A 14320-nucleotide genomic window follows, 5' to 3' on the forward strand; every position below is an offset into this window, starting at 1 on the left:
GCGAAAGCCGCCGCGTCGAGGAGCTGTCCTCGGCACGGCGGCTCGCGTCGTGTGTCAGTCGGTGTAGGCGTCCAGCGGCGGGCAGGAGCACACCAGGTTGCGGTCGCCGTACGCGCCGTCGATGCGCCGCACCGGCGGCCACACCTTGGCCCGCGCGTGCGCGAGACCCCTTGGGTAGACGGCGGTTTCGCGGCTGTAGGGGTGTTCCCAGTCGCCGACCAGGCTGGCCGCCGTGTGCGGCGCGCCGCGCAGCGGGTTGTCCTCCACCGGCCAGACTCCCGCGCCGACCTGATCGATCTCGGCGCGGATGGCGATCATCGCCTCGATGAAATCGTCCAGCTCGGCGAGGTTCTCGCTCTCGGTCGGCTCGACCATCAGCGTGCCCGCGACCGGGAAGCTCATGGTCGGCGCGTGGAAACCGTAGTCCGCCAAGCGCTTCGCCACATCGTCGACGGTGACGCCGGTGCGCTTGGTGATCTCGCGCAGGTCGAGGATGCACTCGTGGGCGACCATGCCGTTCTCGCCGGTGTAGAGGACGGGGAAGTGCTCGTTCAGCCTGCGCGCCACATAGTTGGCCGACGCGATGGCCGAGAGGGTGGCGCGGCGCAGGCCCTCGGCGCCCATCATCCGGATGTAAGCCCAGGTGATCGGCAGGATCGAGGCGGAGCCGTACATCGCCGCCGACACCGCGTGCGAGCCGCGCTCCAGCGGGTCGCCGGGCAGGTATTTCGCCAGGTGCTCGCGCACCGCCACCGGACCGACGCCCGGACCGCCGCCGCCGTGCGGGATGCAGAACGTCTTGTGCAAGTTCAGGTGGCTGACGTCGCCGCCGAACTTGCCGGGACGGGCGAGGCCGACGAGCGCGTTCAGGTTCGCGCCGTCCACGTACACCTGGCCGCCGGCGTCGTGCACCAGCGCGCACAGCTCGGCCACCTCGTGCTCGTACACGCCGTGCGTGGACGGGTAGGTGATCATGATGCAGGCCAGCCGGTCGGCGTGGTCGGCGATCTTCGCGCGCAGGTCGTCCAGGTCGACGTCACCGTTGTCGCGGCACTTGACCACCTCGACGCGCATACCGACCATGGCCGCCGACGCGGCGTTGGTGCCGTGCGCGCTGGACGGGATCAGGCAGGTGTCGCGGTGCGTGTCGCCGCGATCCAGGTGGTAGCGGCGGATGGCGAGGAGTCCGGCGTACTCGCCCTGGCTGCCCGCGTTCGGCTGCAGGCTCACCGAGTCGTAGCCGGTGATCTCGCAGAGCCAGTTCTCCAGATCGGCGACGACCTTCAGCAGACCGGGCGCGTCCTCGACCGGCGCGTACGGGTGCACCCTGGCGAAGCCGGGCCAGGTGATGGGCTCCATCTCGGCGGTCGCGTTGAGCTTCATGGTGCACGAACCGAGCGGAATCATGCTGCGGTCCAACGCGATGTCCTTGTCGGACAGCCGCCGCAGGTAGCGCAGCATCGCGGTCTCGGTGTGGTAGCTGGTGAACGCAGGATGGGTCAGGAACTCGGTGGTGCGCGTCTCGATGGAGGTGGCCGGTGCGGTGGCGGCGTCCTCCAGCGACCGTGCGGTGCCGAAGGATTCGAGCACGGCGGCGACGTGCGCCGAGGTGGTCGCCTCGTCGCAGGCGATGGCGACGTGGTCGGCGTCGACGAATCGCAAGTTGATGCCGCGCGACTTCGCCTTGGCCACAACGGCTTCCGCGCCGCCCGGCACGTGCGCGAGCACCGTGTCGAAGGAGGTGGCGTGCACGACGGCGCCGTCCAGGCCCGCCGCGATGGCCGCCGCGTGCCCGTGCACCCGCCGCGCGATCGCCCGCAGTCCGTCCGCGCCGTGGTAGCTGGCGTACATCGCGGCCACGATGGCCAGCAGCACCTGGGCGGTGCAGATGTTCGAGGTCGCCTTCTCGCGGCGGATGTGCTGCTCGCGGGTCTGCAGAGCGAGCCGGTAGGCGAGATCGCCGTCCGCGTCCACCGAGACGCCGACCAGCCTGCCCGGCAACTGCCGCGCGAACTGGCCGCGCACCGCCAGATAACCGGCGTGCGGACCGCCGAAGCCGAGCGGAACACCGAACCGCTGGGTGGTGCCGAAACAGACGTCGGCGCCCTGCTCGCCCGGCGGGGTGATCAGCGTCATCGCGAGCAGGTCCGCGCCGACCCCGACCAGCGCGCCACGCTCGTGCGCCGCCGCGATCACGGCCGTCCAGTCGACTATCCGGCCGGAGGCGCCCGGCGCCTGGAGCAGCACGCCGAAGAAGTCGCCCTCGGGCAGCTCGCCGGTCGCCAGATCCGCCTCGACGATCTCGATGCCGAGCGGCTCGGCCCTGGTCTCCAGCACGGTGCGGGTCTGCGGGAACAGGTCCGCGTCGACGAGCAGCCGCGCCGACTTCGACCGGCCCGCCCTGCGCAGCAGCGTCATGGCCTCGGCCGCCGCGGTGGCCTCGTCCAGCATCGACGCGTTGGCGACTTCCATGCCGGTCAGGTCCGAGACCATGGTCTGGAAGTTGAGCAGCGCCTCGAGGCGGCCCTGGCTGATCTCCGGCTGATACGGCGTGTACGCGGTGTACCAGGCCGGGTTCTCCAGCAGATTGCGCACCAGCACCGGCGGGGTGAGGGTGTCGTAGTAGCCGAGGCCGATCATCGAGGTGGCCACGGTGTTGGCGTGCGCGAGCGCGGCCAGCTCGGCGAGCACCTCGTGCTCGGTGGCGGCGGGCGGCAGCGCGGCGAGCGCCCCGGCCGCGGAGTCGTCCAGGATGCTGGCGGGCAGCGCGACGGTCGCCAGGTCGTCCAGCGATCCGACGCCGACGACGGGCAGGATCCGGGATAGTTCGTCCCGGTCGGGTCCGATATGACGGTCGGCGAATGATCGAGTCACGGCAGCAGCTCCAAGGTCGGGCGGGTCGAGCCGTGTCGATGGGTAGACGCGGTGTCGACGGGGTCCAGCCCTCCCCCTCTGTCGTGGTGCCTGAGAGATTCGGGCGGCCCGGTCGAGGCCGGCTCCCTTTCCCCATGGGCGGGCGGCCCTGCGCGTGCGCAGACCACCGCTTTCCAGAGGCGCCGAAGCCCGTACGGTCCCTGTTGCCTGAGAGATTGACGGGGAGGTGCTGCTCCTTCGGCGCCCGGTCTGTTCGAGACCGGAACTCTCCCGCACGGCGGCGACGCACCGTCAGTTTATGTCGCCGCCGCGCGAAACGATGCCTCCGCCCCGGTGTCGCCCTCGTCACTCCGCGCGCACGCCGAGAAAGGCCACCGTCCCTCGCGGGAGACGGTGGCCTCGATTCGCCGGTGTCAGCCGGTAGCTCTGTTCATCCGCGCCTTGCGCCGGAACGCCAGCTCGTCCTCCGGACGCTCGGTCGCGCTGCTGGCGCGTTCCGCGGGGAAATTGGCGATGGCGCCGGTCAGCTCGCGCATGGCGCCGCTGACCGCGATACCGAAGACGCCCTGCCCACCCTGCAGTAAATCGACGACCTCCTCGGGCGAGGTGCACTCGTACACCGAGGTGCCGTCGGAGAACAGGGTGATGCCCGCCAGATCCTGGACACCGCGGCTACGCAGATGATCCACGGCGATGCGGATGTTCTGCAGCGAGATCCCCGCGTCCAGCAGCCGCTTCACGATCTTGAGGACGAGGATGTCCTTGAACGAGTACAGCCGCTGACTGCCCGAACCCGCCGCGCTGCGAATGGACGGCACCACAAGCCCGGTCCGCGCCCAGTAGTCGAGCTGCCGGTAGGTGATTCCAGCGACCTGGCACGCGCTCGGCACACGGTAACCGACTAGTTCATCGGGTACGGAGTCATCCGGGAACAGGCCGGGCTGAACCTCTGAGCCCTCGGTCGGACGGACGTCCGGCCGCCGCACATCCTGCGATTGCTCTGCCACTGACCACTCCCTTGCTCCGCAGACGCCTAGCCTCATCGATGGCCCGGCTCCGGTGATGACCAACAACCCGTCATTCCGGACGTGGCCCAACTATCGAGATTACTCCCGTTGATTGTCTCGGGAGCGACATCGTCGGACCAAACGCGACGCGCGGTAAAAGTCTTCAGCTGTAGTTGAGGTCTAGAAGATTTCGGCGAACCCTTCAGCTGTCGGTGGCCTTGAAGTCGTCCGGCGACACCGACTCGAGGAACTCCTTGAACTTCTCCACCTCGTCCTCGCGCTCGTCGGGCATCACCAGCCCGGCCTCCTCGAGCACCGACTCCTCGGCGTGGATCGGGCAACCGACCCGCAAGGCGATGGCGACCGAGTCGGACGGACGGGCCGAGATGCGTAGCTCGTTGTCGAAGACGAGATCCGCGTAGAAGGTGCCCTCCTGCAGATCCACGATCCGAACTTCCTTGAGGGTGTGCCCGAGCTCGGTGATCAAGATCTTGATCAGATCGTGGGTCAGCGGGCGGATGGGGGTCACCCCCTCTTGCTCCAGCACGATGGCGGTCGCCTCGGCCTGGCCGATCCAGATCGGCAGGTACCGATCCCCGGACACCTCGCGCAGCAGCAACACGGGCTGGTTCTGTGGCTGCTCGACGCGGATGCCGATCACGCGCATTTCACTCATGCCTAAGCCTCGCTAACACTCGGATCCGGCATGCGCGAAGCACGCTGTGACATGATTCGCACGCTGCGCTCGCTCATAGCACTGCCTCCCATATTCGCCGGCCGCCCGACCTGACCGCTGCAGAGCTCGCCGTACCACGAGTCTAGGCGAACCCACAGCGGTGCTGCGATCGGTGTGCACAGCCGAAATCGGCGTGTTGCCGGGGTGGAATACAGGCGCGGAGGTCAGCTTCCGAGAGAGTTGCGTACCGAGGCTTTCACCAGGCAGGTGTGCAGCGTCAGCGACAGTGCCGCGAGTTCGCGCACGGTTTCCTCGGCCCTTGCTCGTGCCCCCGCGTCGCGGCTCTTCGCGATCGGCGCGGCGATCTGGGCGAGCAGCGCCGCCTCACGGTCCGCGGCCAGTTTGAAGGCGCGCAGATGCCGTGCCTCCAGACCGAATTCGGCCATGGCGCGGGCGGTTCTGGCCAACGTCACCGCCTCGCCGTCGAAGAATCCGGCGGCGCCCGGCGAGATCAGGTTGGCCCGGATCAGATCGTTGAGGAATCTCTCGTCGATCTCGGCCTGCTCCAGCAGATCGGCTCGGGTGAGCCGGATTTCGTGATCGAAGCGCAACTCGTCCGGCGAGACCTCGCCGGGCACCACGCCCAATCGGCGCGGCGCGGCCGCACGCGCGGCACGGCCGGCCTGCGCGCCCGCGGCTCCGGAATCGGCGGCCGTGACCGGCCCCGACTCCGCACCGCCCGGACGGCCGGAATGCGCTCGGGCGCGGGCTTCCCGCACACCGAGCGTGGCCGCCCCGCTGTCGATCGCTTCGAGTTGCTCCTTGATCACCTTCAGCGGCAGGTACTGATCGCGTTGCGCGGTCAGGACGAACCTGAGCCGTTCACAGTCCGCGACCGAGAACCTGCGGTAGCCGGACGGCGTGCGCTCCGGCCGGATCAGGCCCTCGGCTTCGAGGAACCTGATCTTCGAGATGGTGATATCCGGGAAGTCGGGTCGCAGCAGGTCGAGAACGGAGCCGATCGACATCCCTCCGCGCGCCCACTGCGCCGCGCCCGTCACAGCGCCGTGCCTTTCACACACATCGGCGCCGTCGTGCTCATAGACTGCCCGCACCCGCTGACGGCTCGTTCACGGAGGCGCGCGGTCCGGTCAGGAACACGAGCCGGAACTTGCCGATCTGAACCTCGTCGCCGTTCTGCAGCTCCGAGGAGTCCACCGGTTCCCGGTTCACGTAGGTGCCGTTCAGGCTGCCCACATCCACCACCTGGAAGGTGTCGTCGTCCTGCCGGAACTCGGCGTGCCGACGGCTGACGGTGACGTCGTCGAGAAAGATGTCACTGTCGGGGTGACGACCCGCCGAAGTAGTCGGCTGATCCAGAAGGAACCGCGATCCAGCGTTCGGTCCACGCTTGACGACCAGGAGGGCCGCGCCGACCGGCAGGCCCTCGACCCCTTGAACCGGCTGTTCGCCGGTCTGCTCAGCGGCGCGCGACGCGTCGACCTCGTTCAGGAAATCCGCGCGGAAGACCGACGTCGTCTCGGCCGCGGTCTCCTGGTAACCCGGGTCTTTGTTCTCGCTCACCGTTTCTCTCCTCCTCGAACCTGATTATCCATGCAAGCAGGTGATGCTTCGCCGACACGACCTGTCGTGTCGCTAGAACACCGGCCTCGAGGGCCGGTACATCTGATGGCTTTGACCGTACCCTGCCGGGGCGTGCCCGTGCAGGTAGAACTCGGAAGGCCGCGTCAGGCCCCGATAACTCCTTGATAACCTGCCGCATCCAGCAGTTCGGCCAGCGTGACATCGAGTCCGGAAGCGTCCTCGACCTCCAGCTCGAACAGCCACCCCGCACCGTACGGATCGGTGTTCAGCAGCTCCGGCTCCGCGGTGAGTTCTTCGTTCACCGCAACGACTTTCGCGGCAAGCGGCGCGTAGATGTCCGACACGCTCTTGGTCGATTCGACCTCCGCGATGCCCTCGCCCGCACTCGCCTCCCGGTCCGCGTCGGGCAGCTGCACGAACACGACGTCACCGAGCTGCGACTGCGCGTAGTCCGTGATGCCGACCCGCACCCGATTCGGGGCGACCCGGCGCACCCACTCGTGTTCTTCGGTGTACCGCAGATCCTCCGGGGTCAGTGGCACTTGGCGTCCTTTCGTAGTGAACGTTGCACGCAACCTTATCCGCTATGGGTGACGGTGCCCCACAGCCGGTATCGCTCGCGCCACAGCAATGGCCTTGCCCGCGTAGAGCACGCCGGTCCACAGATACACCGCCGTGCCCCAGACCAGGAAGGCCCCACCGAAGGCCCGGCCGAAACCGTCCAGCGCCCAATCCATCTGTCCGGCAAGCAACCAGGGCAGCGCGGACATGAGCGCGAAGGTGGCCGCCTTGCCCAGATAGATGACCTCGGGCGGGTCCAGATCGCGCCGTTTGTACACCGAGAGCGTCAGGGTGAGCACCAGGTCGCGGCCGACTAGCAGCAGCGCGACCCACCACGGAAGCAGACCGCGGATCACGAAGGCCAGCAAGGTGGTCACCAGGAACAGCCGGTCGACGAACGGGTCGAGCAGCGCGCCGAGGCGCGAGCCCTGATCGAGCAGCCTGGCCAGCTTGCCGTCCAGGAAATCGGTGACGCCGCTTGCGACGAGCAGCGCGAAGGCCCAGCCGTCGGCCTCTTCGACGAGCAGCAGCCACAGGAACAGCGGGACGCCGATCAACCGCAGCACGCTCAGCACGTTCGGGACGGTGAGGATGCGGTCGTCGAACACTCCGCCGCCGGTGTCGGCGCGCTCGCCGGGTTCGGTGGTCCCCGATTCCGTTGTCACACGCCTGTGCTTACCGCACGAACCCCGCGGACCGCCATCCGGGCTCGCCGTGGGATTACGCCACAACGCCCACCCTGAAAGAATGAGTATGAAAATATCTCATCATCGACAGGTGAGGAGAGGATGTCATGCCCGCATTCGACTACGACGTGGTAGTGATCGGTTCCGGGTTCGGCGGCAGCGTGAGCGCCCTGCGGCTGACCGAGAAGGGATACCGGGTGGGCGTGCTGGAGGCAGGGCGGCGCTGGACGGCCGACGACCTGCCGAACACGAATTGGAACGTGCGGAAATCACTTTGGGCCCCGCGCCTCGGTCTCACCGGACCGCAGCGGATCAGCATCCTCGGCAAGTGCGCGGTGTTCTCGGGTGCGGGCGTCGGCGGCGGCTCGCTCATCTACGGCAACACCCTCTACGAGCCGCTGCCGAACTTCTACACCGACCGGCAGTGGGCGCACATCACCGACTGGAAAGCCGAGCTGGCGCCCTACTACGACCAGGCCAAGCGCATGCTCGGCGTGGCGCCCAACCCGCGCATGACCCCCGCCGACGAGGTGATCAGGGAGATCGCCGACGATCTCGGCGTCGGCGACACCTTCCACGCCACGAATGTCGGCGTCTTCTTCAACGAGTCCGACCCGGGCGCCGAGGTCGACGACCCCTACTTCGGCGGGGCGGGCCCGCGCCGCCGCGGCTGCGTGCACTGCGCGCGGTGCTTCACCGGCTGCCCGCACAACGCCAAGAACACCACCACGACCAACTACCTGTACCTGGCCGAACAGGCGGGCGCCGAGGTCCATCCGCTGACCACCGCGACCGCGGTGCGCCCGCTGTCCGGCGGCGGCTACGCGGTGCGGACCGAGCGCTCGGATCGCTGGATTCGCAAGCAGCGCAAGACCTTCACCGCCGAGCAGGTGGTGTTCGCCGGCGCCGCGCTCGGCACCCAGAAGCTGCTGCACCGGATGCGCGACGAGCAGATCCTGCCCGCGCTCTCGCCGCGGCTCGGCGAACTGACCCGCAGCAACTCCGAGGCGATCCTCAATGTGGTGAGCCGCTCGCGACGCGACTTCGCCGAGGGCATCGCGATCACCTCCTCCATCCACCCGGAAGCCGACACGCACATCGAGGTCTGCCACTACGGCAAGGGCCAGAACGCGCTGTTCCCCATGTCGGTGCCGATCGTGGACGGCGGCGCGTTCCGCTTCCTGCGGTTCCTGCTGGCGATCCTGGTGCACCCGTTGGTGTTCCTGCGCAGCCTCAACGCCAGGCACGCCTCGGAGAAGTCGGTGATCCTGCTGGTGATGCAGTCGCTGGACAACTCGCTGACCTCGTTCCGCAAGCGCGGCCAGCTCAAGACCAGGCAGGGCACGGGTGAGCCGAACCCGACCTGGATACCGCTCGCGCACGAGGTCGGCCGCCGCTTCGCTGACAAGGTGGACGGCGACACCCACGGCCTGATCATGGACGTCTTCGACATCCCCGCCACCGCGCACTACATCGGCGGCTGCGTCATCGGCGAGAGCGCCGAGACCGGGGTGGTCGACCCGTACCAGCGGGTGTTCGGACATCCGGGCCTGCACGTCGCGGACGGGTCGGCGGTCACCGCGAATCTCGGCGTGAACCCGTCGCTGACCATCACCGCCCAGGCCGAGCGAGCCATGGCGTTCTGGCCGAACAAGGGGCAGGCCGATCCGCGCCCCGCGCTCGGTGAGCCCTATCGGCGCATCGATCCGGTGGCGCCGGTCCGGCCCGCCGTGCCCGCCGCGGCACCCGGCGCGCTGCGGCTGCCGATCACGCAGGTCGATCCCCCGGTCCCCGCGAGCTGAGGACGATGCGCCGGAATCGCCTGCGGCAGGATAGCGTGATCGGTTGTGTCCGACAGTGGTATCGATCTGCGCTCCTACGTCCCCGCCGAGGAGGTGCGGGCGAAGGGGCGCGCCCTGCGCGAGCGCGTTCCGGTGACGGCGCGCGACCGCGCGGCCGTCGGCGAGCGGCGACCGGACGTGCTGGAGTTCCTGCGCGCCGCGCACGCGGACCGGCTCGCGCACCTGGTGCCGCTGCGGGTGGGGCGCATGATGTCCGGACCGTTCACGTTCTACCGCGGCGCGGCCGGGTTGATGGCCGCGGATCTGGCGGGCGGACCCGTCAGCGGGCTCGACGCGCAGCTGTGCGGTGACGCGCACGCCGCGAACTTCGGCCTCTACGGCACCGCCCGCGGCGAGATCATCATGGACATCAACGATTTCGACGAGACCATCGCCGGACCGTGGGAGTGGGATCTGGAGCGCCTCGCCGCCAGCCTGGTGCTGGCCGGGCGCGAGTCGGGCGCCGACGAGGACGACTGCCGCACGGCCGCGCGCGACGCCGCCCGCGCCTACCGGCTCGCCGTCGACACACTCGCCGAGCAGCCGTTCATGGAGTCCTGGTCCGCCCTGCCCGACGAATCGGTGATCGCCAAGGCCAAGGCCGACGACCTGATCGACGACTTCAAGAAGGCCGCCAAGAAGGCGCGCAAGAACACCAGCGCCAAGGTCGCGGCCAAATGGACGCGGCACCTCGACGATCACGAGACCGGCATCAGCAAGCACCGATTCGTCAGCGACCCACCGGTTCTCACCGCCGTGGAGGACGTCGTTGAGCAAGCCGTCATCGACGGACTCGAACGCTACGGCGACACCCTGCGCGAGTCGCGGCGCAATCTGCTCGCCCGATTCGCGGTGTCCGACGTCGCTTTTCGCATCGTCGGCACCGGAAGCGTCGGGTTGCACAGCTACGTCGCGCTGCTGCACGGCAACGACGGCGAGGTGCTGGTGCTTCAGCTCAAGCAGTCCATCCCGTCCGCGCTCGCGCCGTACCTGCCCGCGCCGCCGGTGCGGCACGAGGGCAAGCGAATCGTCCAGGGCGCCAGGCTGGTTCAGTCCGAGAGCGACATCCTGCTCGGCTGGACGACGCTGGAGCTGGGCGGCAAGAAGCTGCCCTTCATCGTCCGGCAGTTCCGCAATCTCAAGGGCAGCATCGATCCGGCCGGGCTCTCCTCGGGCGACCTGGACGATTACGGCAGGCTGGCGGGCGCGCTGCTGGCCCGCGCGCATTCGCGCTCGCTCGACCCGCGCTTGCTCTCGGGTTATCTGGACGGCGACGAGCGCTTCGAGGACGCGGTCGCTGCCTTCGCGGTCCGCTACGCCGATCGTACCGAGGCCGATCACGCCGAGCTCGAACGCGCGGTCAAGGCGGGCGAACTCGCCGCGGAGATTCCCGAATGACCGGTGGCGCACGCGTCCAACACGCCGGGTGTCACCGTCGGCGCGGCGTGCCCCGCGCCATTGCTCGTATCCTGTCCACTGTCGAGTGACGACGTGAAGGGCGGTCGCGAATGCTCGTACGAGTACAGAACCCGGCTGGCACGAATGCCGAACGGGCGCTGATCGATTGGCTGCGCACCTGGAAGGACCCGGCCAGCCCGCACGGCGTCGCCACCATCAATTGCAGCCTGTTCCACAAGGACCGGCTGCATCAGTTCGACGCCGTCGTCTGGACGCCGACGAGCTGCGTGGTGATCGAGGCCGAAGCGCTCGTCGCCCGCCAGGACGGCGTGCTCGAGATCCCGCTCAACGGACCGTGGACCATCAACGGCGAGACCGCCGCGATGGAAGGGCGCGACCGGCGCACTCCGCTGGAGAAGTCCAGGGAGCACACCTTCGCGCTGCAGGACTGGCTGTCCGCCCGCGGCCTCGGGCAGCGCGCGGTGCACGGCGTCGCGCTGGTTGTGCCGCTGCGCGGGGCCGAGCTACAGATCCAACAGGCTTGGAGCGACCCGAGTTTCGACGTCATCCTGGGCAACGACCCCGGCAGGCTGCGGCACTACTTCGACACCCTCGCCGACAGCGAGAAGCACCTGTGGACCGCCAACGACGTCGCGGTCGCCTTCCGCGGCCTCGGCATCCTGCCCTATCTGCCCGCCCCGCAGGATCTGCTCAACGAGGGCTTTCTCGGCCCCATCGACATCACCCTGTGGCACGGCGGCCCGCAGCAGGCGCAGGCCGAGGCCTACGCCGAGGAGCTCGCCCAGCTGGAGCGCGACGCGCAGAAGCCCGCCTTCGAGGCGCCGTGGTACAGCCCGTGGAAGCTCTACCCGACCGAGCGCGGCGACATCGACATGGGCCGCGCCCTGATGCGGGCGGTGCTCACGGTCGGCATGGTCGCCGCTTTCGCGTGGGTGCTGTGGTTCGTGATCACCGCGATCCTGACCTATGGACCCGGCTGAGCCGAGCTCATCGACCGCGGGCGGGTGATCGCACCCCCGCTATCGTCGACGGGTGATGGACGAACGGCGAATCTCCGGCGCGGTGCGCGCGTACACCGGCGTGCTGTGCGCGGTGATCGCCCTGACGATCCCGCTGTCGTTCCCGGCGGACGGTGGCCGCACCGATCTCGATCGGGCGGTCGAGGAACCGGTCCGCGCGACGCTGGACGGGTATCGCGGCGTCTACCACGTCCTCGTCGTGCCGAGCAACGCCTACATCCTGCTTCCGCTGCTCTGCGCCGCGACCGCGTGGTTCGCCTATCGCCGCGAATGGTGGCGCGCCGCAACGATGTTCGTGGTTCCGGAAGTGGCCGTCGCGATCAACACCTTCGTGCTGAAACCGCTGTGGGACCGTCCGCTGCACGACTATCTGGCCTACCCCAGCGGGCACACCGTGCACTTGGTCGCGATCGCGGCCACGTTCGTCCTGCTGACGGATTCGACAGGGGCCCGGCGCACGGTCGCGGTGGTGACCGTCGTCGCGCTCGGCGGGGTGGCGGTCGGCATGATCGGACTCGACTACCACCTCGCCACGGACGTGCTCGGCGGTGCGTCCGCGGCCGTCGCGATGGTGATCGCCCTGTGCGCGATCACCGATCCGCTCGCGCGCGCCGTCTCAGACGACGCGCGCGGGGCGGACCGCACCGCCTCCGATCAGCTCCGCTCGTAGACGCTGGCGTCGTCGAGCAGCGCGGCGCGCAACATGTTCTCCGGCACGCCCATCCCCTCGACCAGCGTCAGCGCGTGCGGGCGCAGCCGGTCGACCAGCTCGTTCACGCCGCGGCGGACCGCTTTCGCCCGCTCCACCGACATGAACCGGTGCATGATGAACCAGGCCGAGTTCTCCTCGAGCATGGTGTAGACGAACAGATCGCACACCAGGTCGGCGAGCGCCTTGGCCTCCGGATCCTCGATGTCGCCGATGCCTTCGATGAAGGCCTCCAGCACCAGCCGGTCGATGTGCGCGGTGCCCGCGGCCAGGATGTGGTCCTGGGCATTGTTGAACGCCTCGAAGGGACCGGTCTCCTCCGCCCGCGCGCGCAGCCGGTGCGCGGCGGTGCGCACCAGGTAGTCCTCGCGGTCGGCGAACAGCTGCAGCTGCACCGCGCGCCGGGACAGATCGCCCTCGTCCACGCCGTCGTCGCCGCGGTCGCGCAGCGTCTGGATCAGCTGGCGCACGCCGGAACGCTTGCGCACCACGTCGCCCGCCATGGTGGCCGCGAAGCGCACCCAGCCGAGCGCGTCCAGATCCCGGATCTCGTCCGCGTAGGCGGTCAGCAGTTCCTTAGCGACCAACTGAGTGAGGACTATGTTGTCACCCTCGAAGGTAGTGAATACGTCGGTGTCGCCCTTCAGCGTCACCAGGCGGTTCTCGGTGAGATACCCCGCACCGCCGCAGGCTTCGCGGCACTCCTGGATGGCGCGGGTGGCGTGCCTGGTCTGGGCGACCTTGAGGCCCGCGGCGCGCTTCTCCAGCGCACGCTGCGCGTTCGGCTCCAGGTCCTGACCGGTCTGCACCAAATGCATGCGGCGCACCAGGTCGTTCTGCGCGAAGGCGTAGGCGTAGGACTTCGCGAGCAGCGGCAGCAGCCTGCGCTGGTGACTGCGGTAGTCCAGCAGCACCGTCTCCTCGCCGGTGTCCGGATCGGAGAACTGCCTGCGCTTCAGGGCGTATCGCAGCGCGATGCTCAGTGCGACCCGCGCGCCGGCGGCCGCGGCGCCGCCCACGCTGACCCGCCCGCGCACCAACGTGCCGAGGGTGGTGAAGAAGCGGCGGCTCGGGTTCTCGATCTCCGAGCTGTAGGTGCCGTCGGGCGCGACGTCGGCGTAGCGGTTGAGCAGGTTCTCGCGCGGGACGCGGACGTGGTCGAAGACGATGCGGCCGTTGTCGACACCGAGCAGACCGCCTTTGAGGCCGTCGTCGGAGGTGGTGACGCCGGGCAGGTCGGCTCCCTGCTCGTCGCGGATCGGCACCAGCAGGCAGTGCACGCCCTGGTTCTCCCCGTTGGTGATGAGCTGGGCGAAGACCGCGGCCATCCGAGCGTGCTCGGCGGCGCCGCCGATGTAGTCCTTGCGCGCCGAGGGTGTCGGACTGTGCACCACGAATTCCTGGGTGTCGGGATCGTAGGTGGCGGTGGTCTCGATGTTGGCGACGTCGCTGCCGTGCCCTGACTCGGTCATCGCGAAGCAGCCGAGCAGGTCGAGCGAGATCAGCCTGCGGATGTAGTCGCGGTGGCGTTCGGTGCCGAGATTCTCGACCGCGCCGCCGAACAGGCCCCACTGCACGCCCGCCTTCACCCACAGCGAGAGGTCGGCGTAGGCGAGCATCTCCAACCCGGTGACGGCCGCGCCCGGTTCGCTGGTTCCGCCGTTCTCCCTGCGGAATCCGCGCTCGGCGTAGCCAAGGGTCGCGATGACCCGCATCTGGTCGAGCACGCGGGCGCGCGCCGCCTTGTAGTCGAGGTAGGGATCGCCGGTGAATTCCTGTCCGGCCAGTTGGGTTCGGGCCTCCTCGCGGACGGAACCCCACGGTCCGTCGAGTGCCGCACGAAGGTGTCCTGCCGTCGTAGAGCTGCTGCCGGTTGCCATGACTTCGACCATAGTCGCCACGTACCACCCGGTCTCGAGCCAA

Annotated in this window: 12 protein-coding genes and 1 riboswitch; of the genes, 4 read left to right on the forward strand and 8 right to left on the reverse strand. The window is 68.9% G+C overall.

Annotated elements, in window-relative coordinates; genetic code table 11:
• Nucleotides 1-54: 54 nt before the first annotated feature.
• The 7 genes from gcvP to NAM01S_RS02550 form a co-directional block, all read right to left on the reverse strand.
• Entirely contained in the window at nt 55-2874 is a 2820-nt protein-coding gene (gene gcvP, locus NAM01S_RS02520; protein ID WP_067778559.1) for an aminomethyl-transferring glycine dehydrogenase, read from the reverse strand.
• 184 nt (nt 2875-3058) lie between these two features.
• A riboswitch (glycine riboswitch) is annotated at nt 3059-3157 on the reverse strand.
• 130 nt (nt 3158-3287) lie between these two features.
• Complete coding sequence (locus tag NAM01S_RS02525; RefSeq protein WP_067778562.1) at nt 3288-3881, reverse strand: MerR family transcriptional regulator; 594 nt, start codon at nt 3879-3881, stop codon at nt 3288-3290.
• Between the two features lie 202 nt (nt 3882-4083).
• Nucleotides 4084-4557, reverse strand: a complete 474-nt coding sequence (locus tag NAM01S_RS02530) for a bifunctional nuclease family protein (protein WP_067778565.1) — start codon at nt 4555-4557, stop codon at nt 4084-4086.
• Nucleotides 4558-4781: 224 nt separating this feature from the next.
• Nucleotides 4782-5585 carry a transcriptional regulator FtsR gene (ftsR, locus tag NAM01S_RS02535; protein WP_157107563.1) on the reverse strand — a complete coding sequence of 268 codons (804 nt, stop codon included), beginning with the start codon at nt 5583-5585 and terminating at the stop codon, nt 4782-4784.
• A gap of 70 nt (nt 5586-5655) precedes the next feature.
• Nucleotides 5656-6141 (reverse strand): oxoglutarate dehydrogenase inhibitor Odhl, encoded by a 486-nt coding sequence (gene odhI, locus NAM01S_RS02540; RefSeq protein WP_067778571.1) that lies wholly within the window; start codon nt 6139-6141, stop codon nt 5656-5658.
• A gap of 164 nt (nt 6142-6305) precedes the next feature.
• Nucleotides 6306-6704: a glycine cleavage system protein GcvH gene (gene gcvH, locus NAM01S_RS02545; protein WP_067778573.1), complete on the reverse strand. Its 399-nt coding sequence runs from the start codon at nt 6702-6704 to the stop codon at nt 6306-6308.
• 42 nt (nt 6705-6746) lie between these two features.
• On the reverse strand, nt 6747-7388 hold the full coding sequence (locus NAM01S_RS02550; RefSeq protein WP_372509776.1) for a CDP-alcohol phosphatidyltransferase family protein: 642 nt from the start codon (nt 7386-7388) through the stop codon (nt 6747-6749).
• A 128-nt stretch (nt 7389-7516) separates the two neighbouring features.
• Here NAM01S_RS02550 and NAM01S_RS02555 point away from each other — a divergent pair, with 128 nt between their 5' ends.
• From NAM01S_RS02555 to NAM01S_RS02570, 4 genes are all read left to right on the forward strand, one after another.
• Nucleotides 7517-9211: a GMC oxidoreductase gene (locus tag NAM01S_RS02555; protein ID WP_067778575.1), complete on the forward strand. Its 1695-nt coding sequence runs from the start codon at nt 7517-7519 to the stop codon at nt 9209-9211.
• Nucleotides 9212-9256: 45 nt separating this feature from the next.
• Complete coding sequence (locus NAM01S_RS02560) at nt 9257-10648, forward strand: DUF2252 domain-containing protein (RefSeq protein ID WP_067778578.1); 1392 nt, start codon at nt 9257-9259, stop codon at nt 10646-10648.
• A gap of 110 nt (nt 10649-10758) precedes the next feature.
• Nucleotides 10759-11649 carry a nuclease-related domain-containing protein gene (locus NAM01S_RS02565; RefSeq protein WP_067778586.1) on the forward strand — a complete coding sequence of 297 codons (891 nt, stop codon included), beginning with the start codon at nt 10759-10761 and terminating at the stop codon, nt 11647-11649.
• Between the two features lie 55 nt (nt 11650-11704).
• Nucleotides 11705-12358, forward strand: coding sequence for a phosphatase PAP2 family protein (locus NAM01S_RS02570; protein ID WP_067778594.1), 654 nt, complete (start codon nt 11705-11707; stop codon nt 12356-12358).
• On the opposite strand, the gene NAM01S_RS02575 is transcribed toward NAM01S_RS02570, so the two are convergent.
• Nucleotides 12343-14277: an acyl-CoA dehydrogenase family protein gene (locus NAM01S_RS02575; RefSeq protein WP_067778987.1), complete on the reverse strand. Its 1935-nt coding sequence runs from the start codon at nt 14275-14277 to the stop codon at nt 12343-12345. The two genes, NAM01S_RS02570 and NAM01S_RS02575, sit on opposite strands and share 16 nt — an antisense overlap.
• Nucleotides 14278-14320 lie beyond the last annotated feature (43 nt).

Source organism: Nocardia amikacinitolerans NBRC 108937 (assembly GCF_001612615.1).
In the GTDB taxonomy this organism is placed as follows: Bacteria; Actinomycetota; Actinomycetes; order Mycobacteriales; family Mycobacteriaceae; genus Nocardia; species Nocardia amikacinitolerans.

Coding starts and splice junctions, on each gene's coding strand:
- NAM01S_RS02575 (WP_067778987.1), bottom strand. CDS start 14,277: ATGGCAACCGGCAGCAGCTCTACGACGGCAGGACACCTTCGTGCGGCA.
- ftsR (WP_157107563.1), bottom strand. CDS start 5,585: ATGTCGATCGGCTCCGTTCTCGACCTGCTGCGACCCGACTTCCCGGAT.
- NAM01S_RS02530 (WP_067778565.1), bottom strand. CDS start 4,557: ATGAGTGAAATGCGCGTGATCGGCATCCGCGTCGAGCAGCCACAGAAC.
- NAM01S_RS02555 (WP_067778575.1), top strand. CDS start 7,517: ATGCCCGCATTCGACTACGACGTGGTAGTGATCGGTTCCGGGTTCGGC.
- NAM01S_RS02565 (WP_067778586.1), top strand. CDS start 10,759: ATGCTCGTACGAGTACAGAACCCGGCTGGCACGAATGCCGAACGGGCG.
- NAM01S_RS02570 (WP_067778594.1), top strand. CDS start 11,705: ATGGACGAACGGCGAATCTCCGGCGCGGTGCGCGCGTACACCGGCGTG.